Origin of the sequence: Dapis brunnea BLCC-M229 (genome assembly GCF_050015995.1) — a bacterium.
Classification (GTDB): Bacteria; Cyanobacteriota; Cyanobacteriia; order Cyanobacteriales; family Microcoleaceae; genus Trichodesmium.
Window position 1 is genome coordinate 1 of record NZ_JBNHEP010000153.1, and the last position, 17,075, is coordinate 17,075.

The following is a 17,075-nucleotide window of genomic DNA, read 5'->3' on the forward strand; positions in this document are numbered from 1 at the left end:
ATTACCTCTTCTTATAACAGATAGGATTGGCTAAAAGGAATTTTTTTTCTTCTCAAGGGAAGATTGAATATGGCGCACTTCGGAGCGGCTCTTTCAGAGCGGGAAACCTCGCCATCCCATCCTACTCCAAGCTCCACAATTCAAGTCGGCGATCGCCGTTTTGTTTCGCACAACTTTCGTTAACGCTGCGCGACATGAAAAATGTAGTTGTGCGCTAGCTAAACGACCGCTCTGTTGGTCGATTGGATATGGGGAGGAAACCTCAGCATCCCATCCTAGGTCATGCTGCCTCTTGCCTCCTTTCCTGCGGAATGCTGCCTCTTGCCTCCTTCGGAGGAGCTGCGCTAACAGAGGAGCTGCCTCTTGCAGAGGAGCTGCCTCTTACAGAGGAGCTGCCTCTTACAGAGGAGCTTCGCTAACGCTAACGCTAACGCTAACGCAAACGGAGGAGCTGCGCTAACATAGGAGTTGCCTCTTGCCTCCTCTGGAGGAGCTACGCTAACAGAGGATCTTCGCTAACGCTTTTCATGTCGGCGACAGCCGAAACGCTAACGACCGCTCTGTTGGTCGATTGGATATGGCTAGGTTTCTTCAGCATCTCTCGACCGCTTTTTATCCATGAATCGAGAGGCTTTATACCTTAATTTTTCGGTAATAGGCAACAGCTCCAGAAGGTAAAAGGCAACAAGAAAGAAAAAGAAGGAGGAGAAAAGAGAATTAAGGCGATTTGATATGACTTCTGACTCTTAGCTCCTGACTCCTAATTAGGGTTTGCTGAATAAATCTAAAAGCATTGACATATCAAGGTTGAGCGCCTTTTAAAGTCTCAAAAAATGGGAGGTTTTAGGTGGTAATGGTTCAAAAATTTAGGATTTTAGTCAAGAGTTGAGTAGAAAAATCAAGGGACAATTTTCCCGACTACCTCCTCGCTCATTCCCCGTTCCTCCTGTCTCCTGTCTCCTGTCTCCTGTCTCCTACCCCTACCACTCATACTTTTTCAGCAAACCCTAATTATAGCAGTTTTCATTATTCAAAAATACAGAAATTTTGCCTTAAAGGCAGAAGGTAGAGAGCAAAAGTTTTGTAGTCTAGCTTTGTGAAAACCGCTATAATATTACCTAAACTCGTGTAGATCGTCTTCTTGAGCTGGTTCTTGTACTACCTGCTGACACAGAGGAAGATTTTCCTATCTGCCCATATTTTTTCTTATAATCTTTTAGAAGTGCTTTAAACGTCAATTTTTCTTGGCGTGCTATTATCAAATCATTCTTAATAGATACAGACTTCGTAGGTAACTCATTATTAATTTTAATCATGGCTTTGAAAAGATCGGAGGTATTGAAATTTTTTTGCGTCAGTGTATCTCTTAACTTCTCAGCAATTTTCTTTAACCCTGCTTCTGTTGTATCGTTATACTCTCCAGGCTTAAATTTAATTGATTTATCTGTTGAATTATCACTATCTGCATAGTTAACTTTTTGGATAGTAACATCAGTTAAATCTGTTTGGAAATGATGCTCCATAAAAGCTCTGACTGGTGCTGGAATATTTGTGGGTGGTGTCATTTTCTCGTCACCTGTTCTCTTCCACGATGTTAACTCCGTCTCAACATTCAGTCGATCTTCCGATCGCCCCTGAAGTCTCATCCAATCAGGAAATTGGAATGAATTTTCAGGAGATATATTCCATGTCAAGCCATTCCAATCAGCAATTTTAAAATCCTCACCGTTAGGCCCTTTGGCTCGAATCATTGCTCCTGTTGAGAGTTGAGCACTGGTTGGAGAATAAGTTGTGCGCAGCATACTTGCATAGGATTTTTTGCCATCAGCTTGAGTACCATATCTGGGTAGATCGTTATCAGTATTAGGAGTTAATTCATGATAAATTCCAGGGGTAGTAAGTTCTTTTGCCATTTTTTTCAGTTCATCGTTATCATCTCTGTTGGTATCGTTGGCGATCGCTTCCAACCTGGTTTTCACTGTCGGATCGAGAGGTATCTTAGCATTAGTTTTAATATCGTCTGTTATTGGTGTGGTAACATAGTAAACAAAAGGGAGTGCTTGATCTTGCCCATTTGTTGACATTAAATAAGGTTTAACTATTTCTCCTGAAGTATTTTGGTATTGGTAATCTAGTCCAAATTGCCCGATGGTTTCTTGAGCAGATAATTTTTGAGAATACTGATTCAAATTACTGAAACCACTCAATGCAGGATCTCCAGTGTTTTGTTTGAACAGATTTTCAATTTCGGCTTTGGAGATTACCTTTGTTGACATTTCAACACCCGAAGTTTGTTGCAAGCGAGTATAATTTTGATAAAGCAAATGAGTAACAATTTCCAGATCGCTTTCGTTATAATTTTGTGGCTCTTTGTCTCTGAGATTGTCTAAAAAATGTTTCACCATTGTTTCAGAATATTGTTTAATCTGATTGTCAGTTGCTATTCCTTGTTCTATATTACTGACCAGACTAGGAGAAATTCCTCGAATGTGACCATACTTTCTCGCAATTTTTTGATACAGTGGATAATCTATGCTAGAAGATGAAGCTTTATCTTTCCAGCGTCGAGCAATCTCAGTAAGCTTACTAATAGTAATAGAACCAGCAGTTTTATTACTCGCGACGTAGTTATCCATTCGGGCAAACAATAAAGGATTAGAATCCTGAAGCAATCTCTTTTGTTTATCAGAAAAGTCTGGTACATCTAAAGTAGCTTCTGAAAAGTCTAAATTTTGCCAACTACTAGAATCAAGCATGATTTCACGCCTAGCATTCTCATCTTTGCTGTCTATTGTAGCGCCTACCCTTTTAAGAGCATCATCCGTGAGACGATGAATAGTTATTTTACTAACTTGCTCAGACTTTGGCTTTTCTGTAAATTCAGCCATATTCTTACGTAGTTCAGGTAATTCTACATTCCAGAAAACTGTGGATGCAGCAATATTTTTCGGAAGAAAGACATGGACTTCACCCTTAGCATTAGAAGCAAATTCTTTAGACACACTAGCCCAGACATTATATTGATTGTCCCATATATAACCTATTGCTTTATCTTCCTGATCTAACAGACCGGTAATGTTGAGTTTATCCCAAAGTTCACCAATTTGTGTGTTATTGAGAGTTTGGGCATTTTCATCCTTAACTCCAGCACTTTTGAGAATCTCACTGTCCTCAGCAGCAAATCGACCAATAGGATAGGAACTCCACAATAGAGTTGAACCCTGAGCAGCTAATGGAGCAAATTCTCGAATAAACCCCTGCATTTCCTGCTGAAAAGCGGCAACTAAGTTTTGTCTCCCTTTTTCCCCTGCGGCTCCACCTTCATAGAAATAACCGTAACCTGGTCCTATACCTTCGACTCGATTGTCATATAAAGCTTTAACAAAAGTCCGAAAATAGTTGTCAGTTTTATCTTGATCTATACTTCCACCTGAGTGTTCTGTAACTTTATCAATAAAATCCTTTCGGTATTTCTCTGTCATTTTGTCCCGAAAGTTTTCCCAAGAAATAATTGTAGTGTTGGCAACGTTAGTTTCAGCCATGATTCTTAATCTCCTAATTAAATTAAAATTTCTTGATATTTTGATAGGGAATAGGGAATAGATTGGTTAAGTCAAAAGGAGTCAGGAGCGATAATTCAGAATTCAGGAGGATTGGAGGATTTTTTGATATCCAATCAAACAGATTTGATATTATATCCCAAACTCTCCAAACTCCCCAAACTCTCCACCCTCCCCACACTCTTTATCCAATTACACGAATGCTACCGGATTTGATATTACTAGGCATCCTCTGATAAACCATAGTATTGAGCCATGTATGCAATAATTTCTGGTGAGTGAGGTTGCAACTCTGGCAAATACTCTTCTAAAGCATCCCGCACTGCATCCGCAAACTGCACAAAATTATCTGTTTTATTCTTCACAAAAGGCTCCAATGTTTTAATCAGTTGCCAGTTGCTGTCAATATTCAATGCTCTTGCATCCTTAGCTAACTGGGAGGCAGCATCATCATTAAAATCTTGTAGCAGACGACTAACAAAAGTGACTCGGTGCATAATCCGCCAGCAAGCTGGTTTTTTATCACTTTGCCTGGCTTCCCGTAGAGCTTGAGCATTAGGGTCGTCGCTTTGCTCAATCCAGATCGGGTCTACTACTTTAGCATAAAAGTCTTCAAAATTTTCTGCTTTCGGTTCTAGGTAGAAAGTCATAAATCGATAGGCATCCACCTTGCCAGGAACTTTAATCGGATTACCCTCAGTATCATACTGAAGCAAATAATCTACATAGGTTGACTCCCAATCTTTTTGGTCTTCAGGAACTTCATACTTGTACAAGTTGTTCTGGGGATTAACCTGAACTTCAACTCGGAAAGATTGAGATGTTTCCGCACTTTTTGATTGAGTCATATTCAAATGACCCCCCATGCTACCGTTCAAATTAAATCCAAAAGTGCCAATAACAGCTACATTCAAAGAAATACCAGTACCAAAATTCGTATTAAAGGAATAGGAACCACTGCTCGACTCTTGCCTAACATCCATAGTATTAGTTGTTTCAGCATAAAATCCTCCGTCTGCTGTCCAGACATAGGTATTAGCAATATTGCGAGTAGCAAATTTTTCCGGTAGACTTTCGTCTTTAGTCAGTGCATCAGCAAGACTACCAAAGGTGGTAGCAGCACCCAAACCTATTCCTCCAATAGGAATAGCACCAGCAGCACTGGCTAAAAGTCCAGCATTGGTACTCATAACATTTTTGAGAATACTATTGGATAGAGGTGAAGCATCATAGTTCTGGTAATAATTTTTCAACTCTGCTGCTTCTCTCTCTATTTCTCGTTTCAGAGCATAGGTTTCTATAGGCTTAAAGTAGCTATATTCCCCATACTGAGTGGCTTGGGGATAATCAGGATCAGTTTGCACGCTGCCATCAGGTTGATAACCGACTTTGCCATCTAGGGTTCCCTGTTTAGTATAACGGGGGTTGATGGGGAACGAGATAATATTCCAATCTTTGGGAATATCAGGATTAGGTTGAAAACGATAGGAAATCAGAGCTTTATTATGAGCTAAACGCAACGCAAAAACATCCGCTGTTTCTGATTGCACCAGGGCAAATCCCTGATTATTCATAACATACCGTTGCCCCAAGCGAGGATTGAGCAGATTATTTTTATCTTCCCAATAACCAACCGCAGTTGCCCGCATATTTCTGGTTACAGTTCGTCCACTACTGATTGTCTTTTCGTCAGTCCAGCCACCAGAAGATTGAAACTTGCCACTACTTGAGACATTGAACGCTACTTGAGCTTTGAAGGAAACACCAAAACCAAGAGGAGCAAGTAGAGTCCGTAAGTCTAACTCTACACCCGCAGACATTGCTGCTTCAAAGGAAGAGTCAAAACCATTTTCTTTGGAACTAGAGAAGTTATAATTTACTTCTTCTGCCTCAATTAGCTCTACTGTGCCAGCTTGTTTATAAGTGTCAGTGTCTGCAAGCGATACGGGACCGACAGTCATGTTTTCACCAGGTATTGGTGGTGCGCCTTCGATGTAACCAATAATTTGAGGGTCGAACTGTACCTGAGAGACCCATTCAGTAATCAAATTACCAACTTTGTAACCAGTAATTAACCGCCATTTACCATCTTTAATGTAAGTGTAGCAGCGTTTGAAGACTCCAGTTAGATTCTGCTGGCTGTCGTACTGCATATCGCCGTACTCGGTGACAGCAGGACTACTATCTATCTGAGCATTGAATACAGTTTCAACTGCTGCTAAGGCTGAACGCACTTGAGGGATATCATTACTGATCGGAGCATCAGAAAAAACAGATGTCGGTTTGCTTGCTTCTGCTCGCAGCATCAGATGATTTCCCATCAAACTTTTGTCTTTCAACTCATTATCAAAAATTTCATCAAAGGTGTAATTAGCGATTAGGTCTTGCTTTTCTCCTTTGAGGCGGGTAAAGAGATTGTCGAGAATTTGCTCTTGGGTGCGTACAACTTTCCAAACTCGTACTTCTTCCATAATGCCATTGAAGCATTGATCGTAATCAGAAGGACCACCACTACCTTTGCGAGCGCCAAGGGTGAACTGAGAACTGTTCGGGAACACCATTGGCTCATCGGATGGTAATGATTCTGTTCCTAGGAGAACACCATTACTATAGAGGAGAAACTCAGAAGCTTCCACATCCGGATTTTTACACCAAGTTGCACCTTTAATTTGAGCGTGGTTGCCTCCTTTGAAATCATTGGCGAGATTGCCTTCGTTTTCTTCTAACTGCCACCAGGCAACTAAACCTTTTTCCTGCCCGGTAAGCTTTTGGTGAATTTCACCTTTTTCTAGTGCCCGACTCCAAAGCTTAACTTCGGAAATTTTACCTAGAAAATAACTCTCACCTGTTCTGCCAATTTCTAGAGGTTGATTATTACCTTCGGAACTAACAGCAGGTTCAATCACTCGACTGCATACCAGCAAACCATCAATATACATTTTCAGTTCTAGCCACTGAGCAATTCCTTGACCAGTGATAAATGTTGGCTCCTGGGAAGTACTTGCAGTATCCTGCTCCCTCAAACCTTGCTTGAGTTTTTTACCTCGTTTTTTGGAGGCAACGTAATCAGCTTTCATTGCCTTGTCAATTTTTTGATTTTCACTAGAGCTAAAATCACCAGTCTTGGCATCAATATCTGCTACATCTCCAGTTCCCCAAGCATCGGGGTCTGCTCCACTCTCAGTAGTTTGAGTAACTTTTTGACGAGTAACGGCAATTTTGTGAACTGTATTAGTCTGAATTTTGTATGCAGGAGACTCTAATTTATGAATCGTACCTTGACTGTCTTCAAAGGAAAAAATCAGTTTACCTGCTTCTACTTGCAAACCATAGGGCACACTTTCTTTTTCTACCCCAGAACCCATCAAACCTTTACTAATAATACTGCGTAACTTACTATCACCAATCTGTATTACTGTTTCTATGGTCAAGTCTTCACACAGATTAAGTGCGCGGTTTTTACCACAGTCGAGATAGTCATTACCATTAAAATTCAGGGCATAAGATTGGTTGTAACTGACAGCCAAATGATTCCAATTATCAAGAGGGAAGACATCCTTAGTTTTGAGGTAGCGATTTGCTTCCGCAAGGCTATCGCCAACGCCTACTCCGGCAAAGACTTTGTAGTAGGTACTGAGGGCAGAAGCGACATTGGTAGGATTGCCATATATCGTTCCATCATTGCCATTACCGCTATAGTCCTTGGCTGTTCCTCCTTCAAAGTGCCAGTAACCTACTAATCCAGATTCGTTACCACTGAGTCGGCGATTCATATCGGCTTGGATTTGTTCTTCGCTGCGAGCATAGTTCCAGATCTGAACTTCGTCAATTTTGCCATAATAGTAATTGTCACCATTAACACCGCTTCCTAATCGAACAGCTTTAACTTTTGGTAATATACCTGTTTTGCTATTATCATCGTTCCAATGCCAAAGTTTGCCATTGTAGTAAATTTTCATCTCTCCAGTATCAGCATTTTTGGTAAAAGCCCAGTGCGACCATTTACCTTTGTATTCAGCCTCGACGAAATCTGTTGGATCTGTATATTGTCTCTCTGCATGCCTGTTTATTCGGTCTCCTCCACAATCAAAGAAGATATGCCGATTGCTCCAAGGTAAGTGGACATTGAAAATTCGCTCATCTTGCTCGTTATAGGCTTCAATAAGAGAAGTTGAAAGAGGTAGTGTACTATCTCCATAAGCCCATAAACTAAAAGTTATCTCTTTTCCAGAAGGGATACTTTCAGGCGGTAGCTGAATATAATCCCCATCTAACTCTAGTGCCGACATCAACCCTTGCTCTTGTAACCCTAGAGTATATTGACTATTTTTCGATCTGTCATTATAAACTATTATTCGACCTACAGTGCTGACTACCTTTGGTTTAACCCATGCCTCCAGAGTTAGGTTAGCAGTAGCATCCATCCGAGGTATTTCATCCTCACCTATAGCTAGATATTGACTTTGTCCATCAAAGTCTAAAGCCAAGCCAGGAGCATCAGCTACCCAACGACAAGAAGGAGCATCCCCTAAACTTGTGACAGTTCCATTGGGAATTGTGCCTGCGGTTGCCTCGGAATAAACCAGAAATTGTCGTGAACCATTTTCTAGTTGTAGATCACTATTGCTTCTTAAAGGAGGAGATGGAACATTTTTAGGATTACCATAGATGGTGCCATTGTTGCCATTGCCACTATAGTCGTTGGCTGTACTTCCTTCAAAGTGCCAGTATCCTAGTAAACCAGGTTCTGTGCCAGTGAGTCGGTGATCCTTGTCTATGTTGATTTCCTCTTTGGTGCGGGCATAGTTCCAGATGCGAACTTCGTCCATTTGACCTGAAAATAAACCTGATTTGTTATCACTACTCCTTCTTACTAGCGCTCCCAAAAACCAAGGCTGCTCTTTCTGATCAAATGAGTTTTCTGAATAATTGCTCTCTCTGATTAATAAACCGTCCTGATAGAACTCATATTGATAATTTTCCTTGACGACTAATGCTACATGGAACCACTCTCCCAAAGTTATAGTATGAAAGCTATGAAAGCTCAAGAAAGAATTATTCAACTGTAATAAGAAGGACCCTTCCTGATTACTACTAAGGGATAAATAAGGGTATTTCGTAATAAAGTACTGTTTGTCAGTATATGATTCAGAAGTATTCAGTTTAACCCAGAACTCAATTGTAAAGGTGTTTCCAGGATTAAAATCTCCAAGCTCTACACAATCATTTGAACCATCAAACTCCAGTGCTGCAGAAGCAAGAGTATCATTGGCAGCGTAATCGTATAAAACCAAATAAACTGGAGTCTCTTCTTCCACTTCTAGAGACACACTGTTGACAGGAATACTGCTGGAGTTGACTGGAACGTCCGCACTAGTAGTAACTTTGGTCTCACCAATTTTCAACACCGCACCTGCTGCTAACTGGCGGTTTGTTGTTTCCACCAGAGTTAGTTCAGTTACTGTGCCAGATGTTGCTGAGACTTGTGCTAAATAGAGAGGCTTTGCCTGTCCATTGAGAACTTTGCTAAACATCCGGGGGTCTCGCGGCACATTTTCCCAGGTTTCAATCATCCCTGTTTGGGAGTTAGCAATAGTAACTTCACAGGTATCATCACTATTGCCATCACTAATAGTAATGTTAGCAGCGTTTGACTCAGCACCAGTTGAACGAGCTAGGAAGCGAACTTTGCCTCCATCTGTATCAATGACTTTTTGAGCGCGGGCTGTTTTGGTATCGTAGTAAGCAGTAAAGAACTGTGTGTTAGTTCCTTGGAAATAAAGAGCTAGTTTGCCCATAGCACTGTCCAATAGCTGTGGGGTATCCTGAGTATTGGCAAAGCCTAGTAATGCCCCGGAAGCAGTCAAGCCATCAGAATCGGTGTGTAACAGAGCCATGGGCAATGATACTTGACCATATAATGTTTCTTTTTTGCGTTCAAGTTCTTCTTGCTTGGTAATCAGGCTAGCTTGTTTTTGAGTTAGCTCTGCTATTTTACTATCGAAGGAAGCTTTTTGAGTTTCCAATTTAGTGATTCTTGTATTTACGTCGTCGATCCTCCTCTCGTAGCCCTTGATATGAGCTTCGATCTGGATATAAGTATACTCTTGATCTTCACTCTTTTCTTTCCAAAACTTTAACTGAGATTCCTCATCCTGTTTTTTTTGATTTAATTCTTCCAACCCCTGAGTTATTTCTTCTAGGGGTTGAAGCTCTTCCGTAAGTCCTTGAATCTCTCGTTTCAGTTGAATAACTTCCGCTTCCAAACTCCCAACTGCAGCAAAAGAACTCTCGATAGAATCACCATCTAGATCCGTTCGATTGAGCCAATTCAAGGAGAGATTATCTGGTACTTGTGTTAGCTTCCCTTCACGAGAAACAGCAAAATCTAATGTTGCAATGTACTTGTTAGTGGTTGTCGCCCCATTGGCATCGGTTCCACCTGTAGCCACTGCCAACATCACCCGGGCATTAGTTTTCATCGGTTTGCTTTCTTGATCATTACCGATTTGAGCATCTTCCTGCTGGAAATACTGCACCGCCGTTAATCCTGATTCAATGGTGCGCCCAGTAATTGAAAAACTATCCCGACTCACCCCTGGATGATTGCCAATAAGTGCATCTGACTCTTGCCAAGTTGCACCATAAATAGTACCGTTATTAGCAGAATCAGTTTGGTCATAAACTGTAGCACCAGTATTTTCATCAAATCGCCAGTAACCTACTAATCCTGCTTCCCTTCCTACCAAGCGATGATGCCTATCCTCATTAATTTCATAACCAGTACGAGCGCGATTCCAGATTCGGACTTCATCTATACAACCATTAAAATTATCAGCATAACCTTTAGCTAGAAAAACATTATCACTACCTGCTGTAGCAGCATCCTTAGTAAGAATTTCTTCCCCTGCAAAAGCACCGTCAATGTAGCAGGTTAATGTCCTGCTCTCGAAATTCCTGACAATAGCAATATGAGACCATTCGTCCCGCAGCAGTCCAAAAGTACTTAAAATTCCCTCAAAGGCATCATAATCTATATTGGTTTCACTAGGATTATTACCACCAGTACCATAATAATAGGATAGTTTACCATCCACCTCTAAGGTAATTGCCCCTTCACCGTTATAGGCTTTACAGAATAGACTTTGCCTGTTGGCCAAAGATAAGGGTTTGACCCACATTTCAATAGTTTGACTGCCTGTAATCTGTAATTCTGAGGGATTCCCTAAATCCACATAATTATCAGTACCATTAAAACTAAGTGCTGATTCTGCTCCACCCTGGGCACTAAGAATTGGTACTAACTCTTGATTAGTAAAGGAGTCTACTCCAGGACGACGTTGGAAAATGGCACTCTGATATTCTGGATCAGGGCTAGTGTAATGAATAGTACCTTTAGTATTAAATAGGCCATCAGTCGCCCGCTCAATATTAAAAGAGTCAATCTTGCTAGTAGCACTGTTATAAGCAAAGACTTGCCAGCGATTAATATTAGCTATCTGGGTCGGCAATAATAGAACTTGGAAACGTCCTCCCTCAAGCTGGCGCACAAAGTCTAGTTCTTGGGTAGGCTCAGAGAATGCTTTGCCTTCCATATCTTTTGCCCCCAGACTATCCTTACTATTAGCTGGTTGGGTTTTGTTGCGACTGCGCTTATAACGCACCTCCATCTTCGGCTGTAGTTGAGCACCCAAAAGAATAAAGCGGTCTAATAACAGAGTATTGTTAACTAGGGGGACTTTATTACCTCCAGAAAGCACAAATTCGGAGTTATCTCTGGTGGTATCCCCAGATGAGCCACCGCCTTCAAGTCTAGTGAGTTTATAGACTATATTTGGGTCATTACCAGCAATAGACTGACGAAAGATGTAGATATATTGATCGTCAGAAAGTACCTGAAAAGGTGCATCTGCTGTTAGTCTTGCTGTAGTTGAGAGGAACTCGTCAATTTCGTCAAGGTTTAAATTTTCTGGCTTGTCTTCAGTTCGCGTTCCTTTCTTGACTGTGGGCATTCTAGTTGCCCCTACCAACCCATAACCAACTTGGGCTATTTCATTGGCAAAATGCAGGGGACTAGGATTTTTTGACTAGTATTCTACATCTATTGGCCCTTTGTTTTCATCACTGTCACTCAAGTCTAGGACTGTGTAATAGATATGTTGTTCATTGTCCATAGCAAAGGCAATTACCGTACCTTTGTGTCGAACTAGGGTTGGATATTTGTAAGTTTTGTCTTCATAGGATTTGAGGAAATTATCAAAGATAAAATTATCAAAGTGTCTTTGATTACTCATAAGATTTTTGTAGTTTACTTACACAGTTAAAATACATCTTTTGATCTTTTTTCTAACTATCTTAATTTTTTTTTAATAACAGATAAAATGTATGGTATTACCCCCTATTCCTGCCCTATTACCTAGAGTATACATATATGTATGGGTACTACCCCTTAATAATAAATAATCCCATCAATTACCAACACCAAAATAATCTATGACTGAGTTTTATAATTTAGAAATGTCTTAATTTGTAAGAATTCAGGTGAGAGCGATATAGCTGCCACTAGGCTCCGCCAACGCTTCGGTAGTCACGGTTAGCTAACTTCAGGAAATATTCACTCGCTTGACAAAAAATTAAACTACAGTAAAGTCAGGACATGAGGTAGTAATTCCGGTATGAACTGATGGGAATCAGAGATAGAACTGATGATAACTCATCATATGCGATACTGCTGACGCAACGCTCCGCGAACGCTATTAAAGATTGCTCAAAGAAATCAATGACAGAGCGTCCCTGGCAACGACAGGTTTGTACCACAGTCAATAAGTTGGCTGTGTGTTGAAATCGCTCCATTTAGTTGAAACTTAGTCAGAGATTACTTCTGTACGTTGCCAATCCGATGGCTCCCCTATCTGACCTGCGCGTAGCGCTATAACACCTAAAAATTGCTAATATCATAAAATCTGGAGCGGGGTAAATCTTCAACCACACGCACTTCTACAATTTCATCAGCTTCCACAGTGACTGGTTCACGAGGAGAAGTCAAAACAACAGTACCAGCTCCAAGCGCCGCTCCTGCCAAGAAACCAAAACCTGAACCTGTAAGGAGCAGTAATGCTAATCCCCCACCAGCACTACTGGCGCCCAAAACTTTTCCATTAACGTGACGATGACCTCGGAGGAATTCTGATTCAGCAGAAAAAGGGATAAAACGACCATTTATATATATAGCTCTGGCTGTGAATTTGCTACCATGACTATTACTATCAAAACCACCGACTACAGGTGTTTTAGCTGGTACTATAATTCTACCAGATTCATCAGCGATCGCCTCATCTAACAACAAAACTTCCTGTATCTCAATACCGCGTGGTAGTGTAACCTCTCCAGTGGGATAAATTAAACCTATGATCTCTCCTTCCTCAATTAATATAGAAGTATCATCTTCAGATTGCTTTTCCCCCAAAGTTCCAGGTAAAGGTTCTCCAAAAGAAATCACATCGACTGATTTGGTATTGCTATAGTTTGGTTTTTCTACAGGTTCAGGTTCTGGGGGAGGTGGAACAAAAGTATCTTCAGTTTCTTTAGCTTGGAGTTGCGGCACTTCCCCAATTTCAGAAGGTTCAGTAGCAGGTTGTTGATTACCCAAAGCGTCTATTAATGGAGAATTTACACTATCTGGTTTGTCAGTAGGAATAACCAAGAATGGAATGGAAGGGTCTGCAGAAGGAGGGGGGTTTGGTAGAGGAGATTCTGCTTTGGGGTCTGTTTCTAGAAAACCTACTCTATCTTGCTTTGGTGGAGTAGAAGCTTGATTATCTTCTTCAACAGTAGATTCCGAATTTTCTACTTCTATAGTTTCTGTTGCTGTTATTGCTGGTTCAACAGTATCTATTTCTGGTTCTGTAGTTTCTATTGCTGTTATTGCTGCTTCAACAGAATTTCCATCTAAAATGATTGGCTGTTCTGCTGCTTCTGAGATTTCCCCCTCACCCACCAGTAGACGCAACTGCCAACTATTTTGCTGTGGTTCAACCTGTTCTAATTTTACTTGTTTAGTTGATATAGCTACTTCCGGAGCAAAATCTATAACAACTTTTGCTTGTGTTGGTTGCTCTTGAGCGAGACTAACTCGACGCACCAACCCTGCTGGATATAATTCAGTCACATTTACACTAACCTCGGTATCTGGAATGTAGACAACTAGACGAGCAGGTTGGCTTTCAACAGAATAACTAGGAATTGTACCTGCTGGGAGAGTAAACTGAAGTTGATTATTATCTGGGTCAAAAAACCAGTTTGTTAAGAAAGCTGCTAAAACTGGCCGAGGCAAACTAAAATTAATTGTCAGTGTTCCCACTAAGCCAATAAGTTTGAATATAGATTTTAATTTTGACAGATTTTTTTGATATTGACTTGCCATAGCTAACTACTCACAATTCCACAACTATTTAATTATTAAGCTACAATTTATAATCTATGAAACTTTCTAAAATTGGACTAATATAAAATCCGGTCATACAGTAATCGCAAAATTACTCCCTCTTAATATAGATGAATAGGAATTATATAATTCATGCTCCATAATCCTTTCTTTCTCCGCCCCTCCTGACTCCTGACTCTTGACTCCTGACTCCTGACTCCTCAGTGATAGGATAACTAATTACTCGGATTCTATATAAAATACAACATTCTCTAAAATTGATTAGACAAGCTTCAGATTAACATAAGAATGGTAAAGGAGGCAAAGTTATGGAAACATCGACAATTTATTTACCACCCAGATTAGAATTAAAAATTCATCTCACCCAGGCACAATTTTGGCAACTTTGTCAAGAAAATGACGATTTAAGATTTGAAAGAACTGCCACAGGAGAATTAATTATTATGCCACCTACTGGAGGAAATACAGGAGAAAGGAACTCCGATCTAAATTTTCAACTAAGAGCATGGAACCGTCAAAATAATTTAGGTAAAGTATTTGATTCCAATAGAGGTTTTACTTTACCGAATGGAGCTGACCGTTCTCCTGATTCTTCTTGGGTAAAACTTGAACGTTGGGATAGTTTAACTGCTGAAGAGCAAGATAAGTTTGTACCTTTATGTCCTGATTTTGTGGTGGAATTAATGTCTCCTAGTGATTCTTTGCCAAAAACACGAGAAAAGATGTTGGAGTATATAGAAAATGGTGCGTTATTAGGATGGTTAATTAATCGAAAAAAACGAGAAGTAGAAATTTATCGCCCTCAGCAAGAAGTAGAAATATTGGTAAATCCTGAGACTGTATCTGGAGAAAATATTTTGCCTGGGTTTGTATTAGATTTAGAAACTATTTGGTAATATAGCTTTAAGCATTCAGCTATCAGCGGTCAGCTTTTAGGTGTTTGATCAAAAAGGAAGTATCTCTCCCCTCTCCTTGCAGGAGAGGGGTCGGGGGAGAGGTCTTCCAGGTTGCTCGAATTCACCCACAATTTTAATCTAGACGCGCTACTACAATATAGCGCTACGCATTAAGGTTAGGACATTTATACATCCTGAAACCCTTTGACACTTTACTATTCCCTATTCCCTATTCCCTATTCCCTAGCGCGATGCGCTATACAATACAATATAATAGATAAAGCAAGATTAATACTAAGAATAAAATGGTACAAGCACCAGTAAAAATTCAAACTACCGAACTAGCAACATTAGCAGTAGACCTAATTCGTCAGGCAAGATGTGAATATGGGGATATTCGGTTATGTACTTACCGTTCTCAAAATTTGACAGCTAGCGATCGCTCTCTTAAGCAACTACAAGATAAAGTTAGCTCTGGTTTTGGAATACGAGTTTTGCTCAACGGTGCTTGGGGTTTTGCTGCTAGTCATCGCCAAACACCAGAAGAAATAGCTAGAGTTGTCGCCTTAGCAGTGGATATTGCTAAAGGTAGTCGTCTATGTCAAAAAACACCTGTGCAGTTAGTACCTGTAGAAACCTATCGCGATAGTTACGTTACTCCTATCGAAATTGACCCGTTTACTGTTCCCATTCAGGAAAAGGCGGAACTACTTTTAAGTTTGAACGAGCAATTATTAAGTTATGAACAGCAGGGGATTAAAAAAGCTTTTTCTTTTCTCAGGTTTACCAAAGAAGAGAAAATATTTGCTTCTACAAATGATTCCCTAATTGACCAAACAATTTACCGTAGCTATCCTGGGTTTACTTGCACAGCTATTGCTAATAATGATGCTCAAAGTCGTAGTTATGATCGACCTCCTTTGAATATTGGGTACGAGCATATTAACCCTACTGACTTATTGAGTCAAGTAGACCGAGTTGCTTCAGAAGCAATAGAAAAAGTTCATGCTCCCAAAGGACCTGCTGATATTCGTTCTACTTTAATTTTAAAGCCAACGAATCTATTTTTAACCATTCACGAATCAGTCGGACATCCCACCGAATTAGACCGAGTTTATGGTTATGAAGCTAATTTTGCAGGCACAAGTTTTGCCACTACCGATAAAATGGGTAAACTCCAATATGCTGCACCTTGGGTTAACTTTAAATGCGATCGTACCCAACCAGGAGGTCGTAGTACAGTAGGATATGATGATGAGGGTGTTAAATCACAAGATTGGTATGTTGTCAAGGATGGGATATTAGTAGATTATCTCACAGACAGGGAAACAGCTTACCGTTTGGGGCGAGGTAGCAGTAATGGTTGTGCTTATGCCGACAGTTGGTCGAGTATACCTATGGTGCGCATTCCCAACTTAGGATTAGAAGCGGGTGCGGATGGTGGAAGTCATACTGCAACTTTAGCAGAAATGATTGCCGATACTGAGGATGGAATTTTAATTGATGGTATTGGTAGTTTTTCTATTGACCAACAACGGCGGAATTTTCAATTTGGTGGGGATGCGTTTTGGCAAGTGAAAAAAGGTAAAGTTGTGGGAATGTTGAAAGATGTAACTTATCATTCTATGACGACTGATTTCTGGAATAGCGTTGATGCTGTAGGAACTGCTGCTGAATGGGAGCAGTGTGGTACTGATATTTGTGGGAAAGGGGAACCGATGCAGTTAGCACAAATGACTCATGGTTGTGTACCTGTCAGGGTGCGGGATATTTTGATTGGTAGTGGAGCAGGTTAATTGAGTAGGTTGGGTTAAACGATAGTGCAACCCAACATATACATATTAGAGTTGTTGGGTTTCCTTAAGGTCAACCCAACCTACAAAGCTGAGTGCTACTTCAATAATTCCAGCTAATTACAAGGTTTCAGTCAGAATTAGCGCCTTCAATCTCTCACCTCCCCTTCTCCCCACCCTCCCCACACTCCCCACCCCCAAATATATGATAAGTATTCAACCGGATTTGATATGATAGGGCTAAGATGCTATCATATTGGATATAAAATGGCACAAAAACCAGGTTTGTCTAAGTAGATGTCCGTATTGTGAAATACCTAACACAAACCCGGTTTCGACTAAAATAGGACTTACCCAAAGACCGTATATATAGAGTTCCAAA

At 40.5% G+C, this 17,075-nt stretch carries 6 protein-coding genes and 1 pseudogene; 2 read left to right on the top strand and 5 right to left on the bottom strand.

The genetic code is table 11. From position 1 onward, the window contains the following. Positions 1-1,118: 1,118 nt before the first annotated feature. The 5 genes and pseudogenes from ACP6PM_RS18185 to ACP6PM_RS18205 form a co-directional block, all read right to left on the bottom strand. Complete coding sequence (locus ACP6PM_RS18185; RefSeq protein WP_426587046.1) at positions 1,119-3,542, bottom strand: hypothetical protein; 2,424 nt, start codon at positions 3,540-3,542, stop codon at positions 1,119-1,121. Positions 3,543-3,781: 239 nt separating this feature from the next. Further along, positions 3,782-11,572: a LamG domain-containing protein gene (locus tag ACP6PM_RS18190; RefSeq protein ID WP_426587048.1), complete on the bottom strand. Its 7,791-nt coding sequence runs from the start codon at positions 11,570-11,572 to the stop codon at positions 3,782-3,784. A 75-nt stretch (positions 11,573-11,647) separates the two neighbouring features. Next, the gene (locus ACP6PM_RS18195) at positions 11,648-11,854 is read right to left on the bottom strand and encodes a hypothetical protein (protein ID WP_426587050.1); all 207 of its coding nucleotides are present in this window, start codon (positions 11,852-11,854) and stop codon (positions 11,648-11,650) included. A 355-nt stretch (positions 11,855-12,209) separates the two neighbouring features. Then, positions 12,210-12,413, bottom strand: a pseudogene (locus tag ACP6PM_RS18200) (hypothetical protein); the annotation flags it as partial. 85 nt (positions 12,414-12,498) lie between these two features. Continuing rightward, positions 12,499-13,983: an AMIN domain-containing protein gene (locus tag ACP6PM_RS18205; RefSeq protein WP_426587052.1), complete on the bottom strand. Its 1,485-nt coding sequence runs from the start codon at positions 13,981-13,983 to the stop codon at positions 12,499-12,501. Between the two features lie 329 nt (positions 13,984-14,312). Between ACP6PM_RS18205 and ACP6PM_RS18210 the strand changes: the two genes are divergently transcribed. Together ACP6PM_RS18210 and ACP6PM_RS18215 are read left to right on the top strand one after the other, a co-directional pair. Next, positions 14,313-14,900, top strand: coding sequence for a Uma2 family endonuclease (locus ACP6PM_RS18210; protein WP_426587054.1), 588 nt, complete (start codon positions 14,313-14,315; stop codon positions 14,898-14,900). Positions 14,901-15,205: 305 nt separating this feature from the next. Beyond that, positions 15,206-16,696, top strand: a complete 1,491-nt coding sequence (locus ACP6PM_RS18215; RefSeq protein ID WP_426587056.1) for a TldD/PmbA family protein — start codon at positions 15,206-15,208, stop codon at positions 16,694-16,696. Positions 16,697-17,075 lie beyond the last annotated feature (379 nt).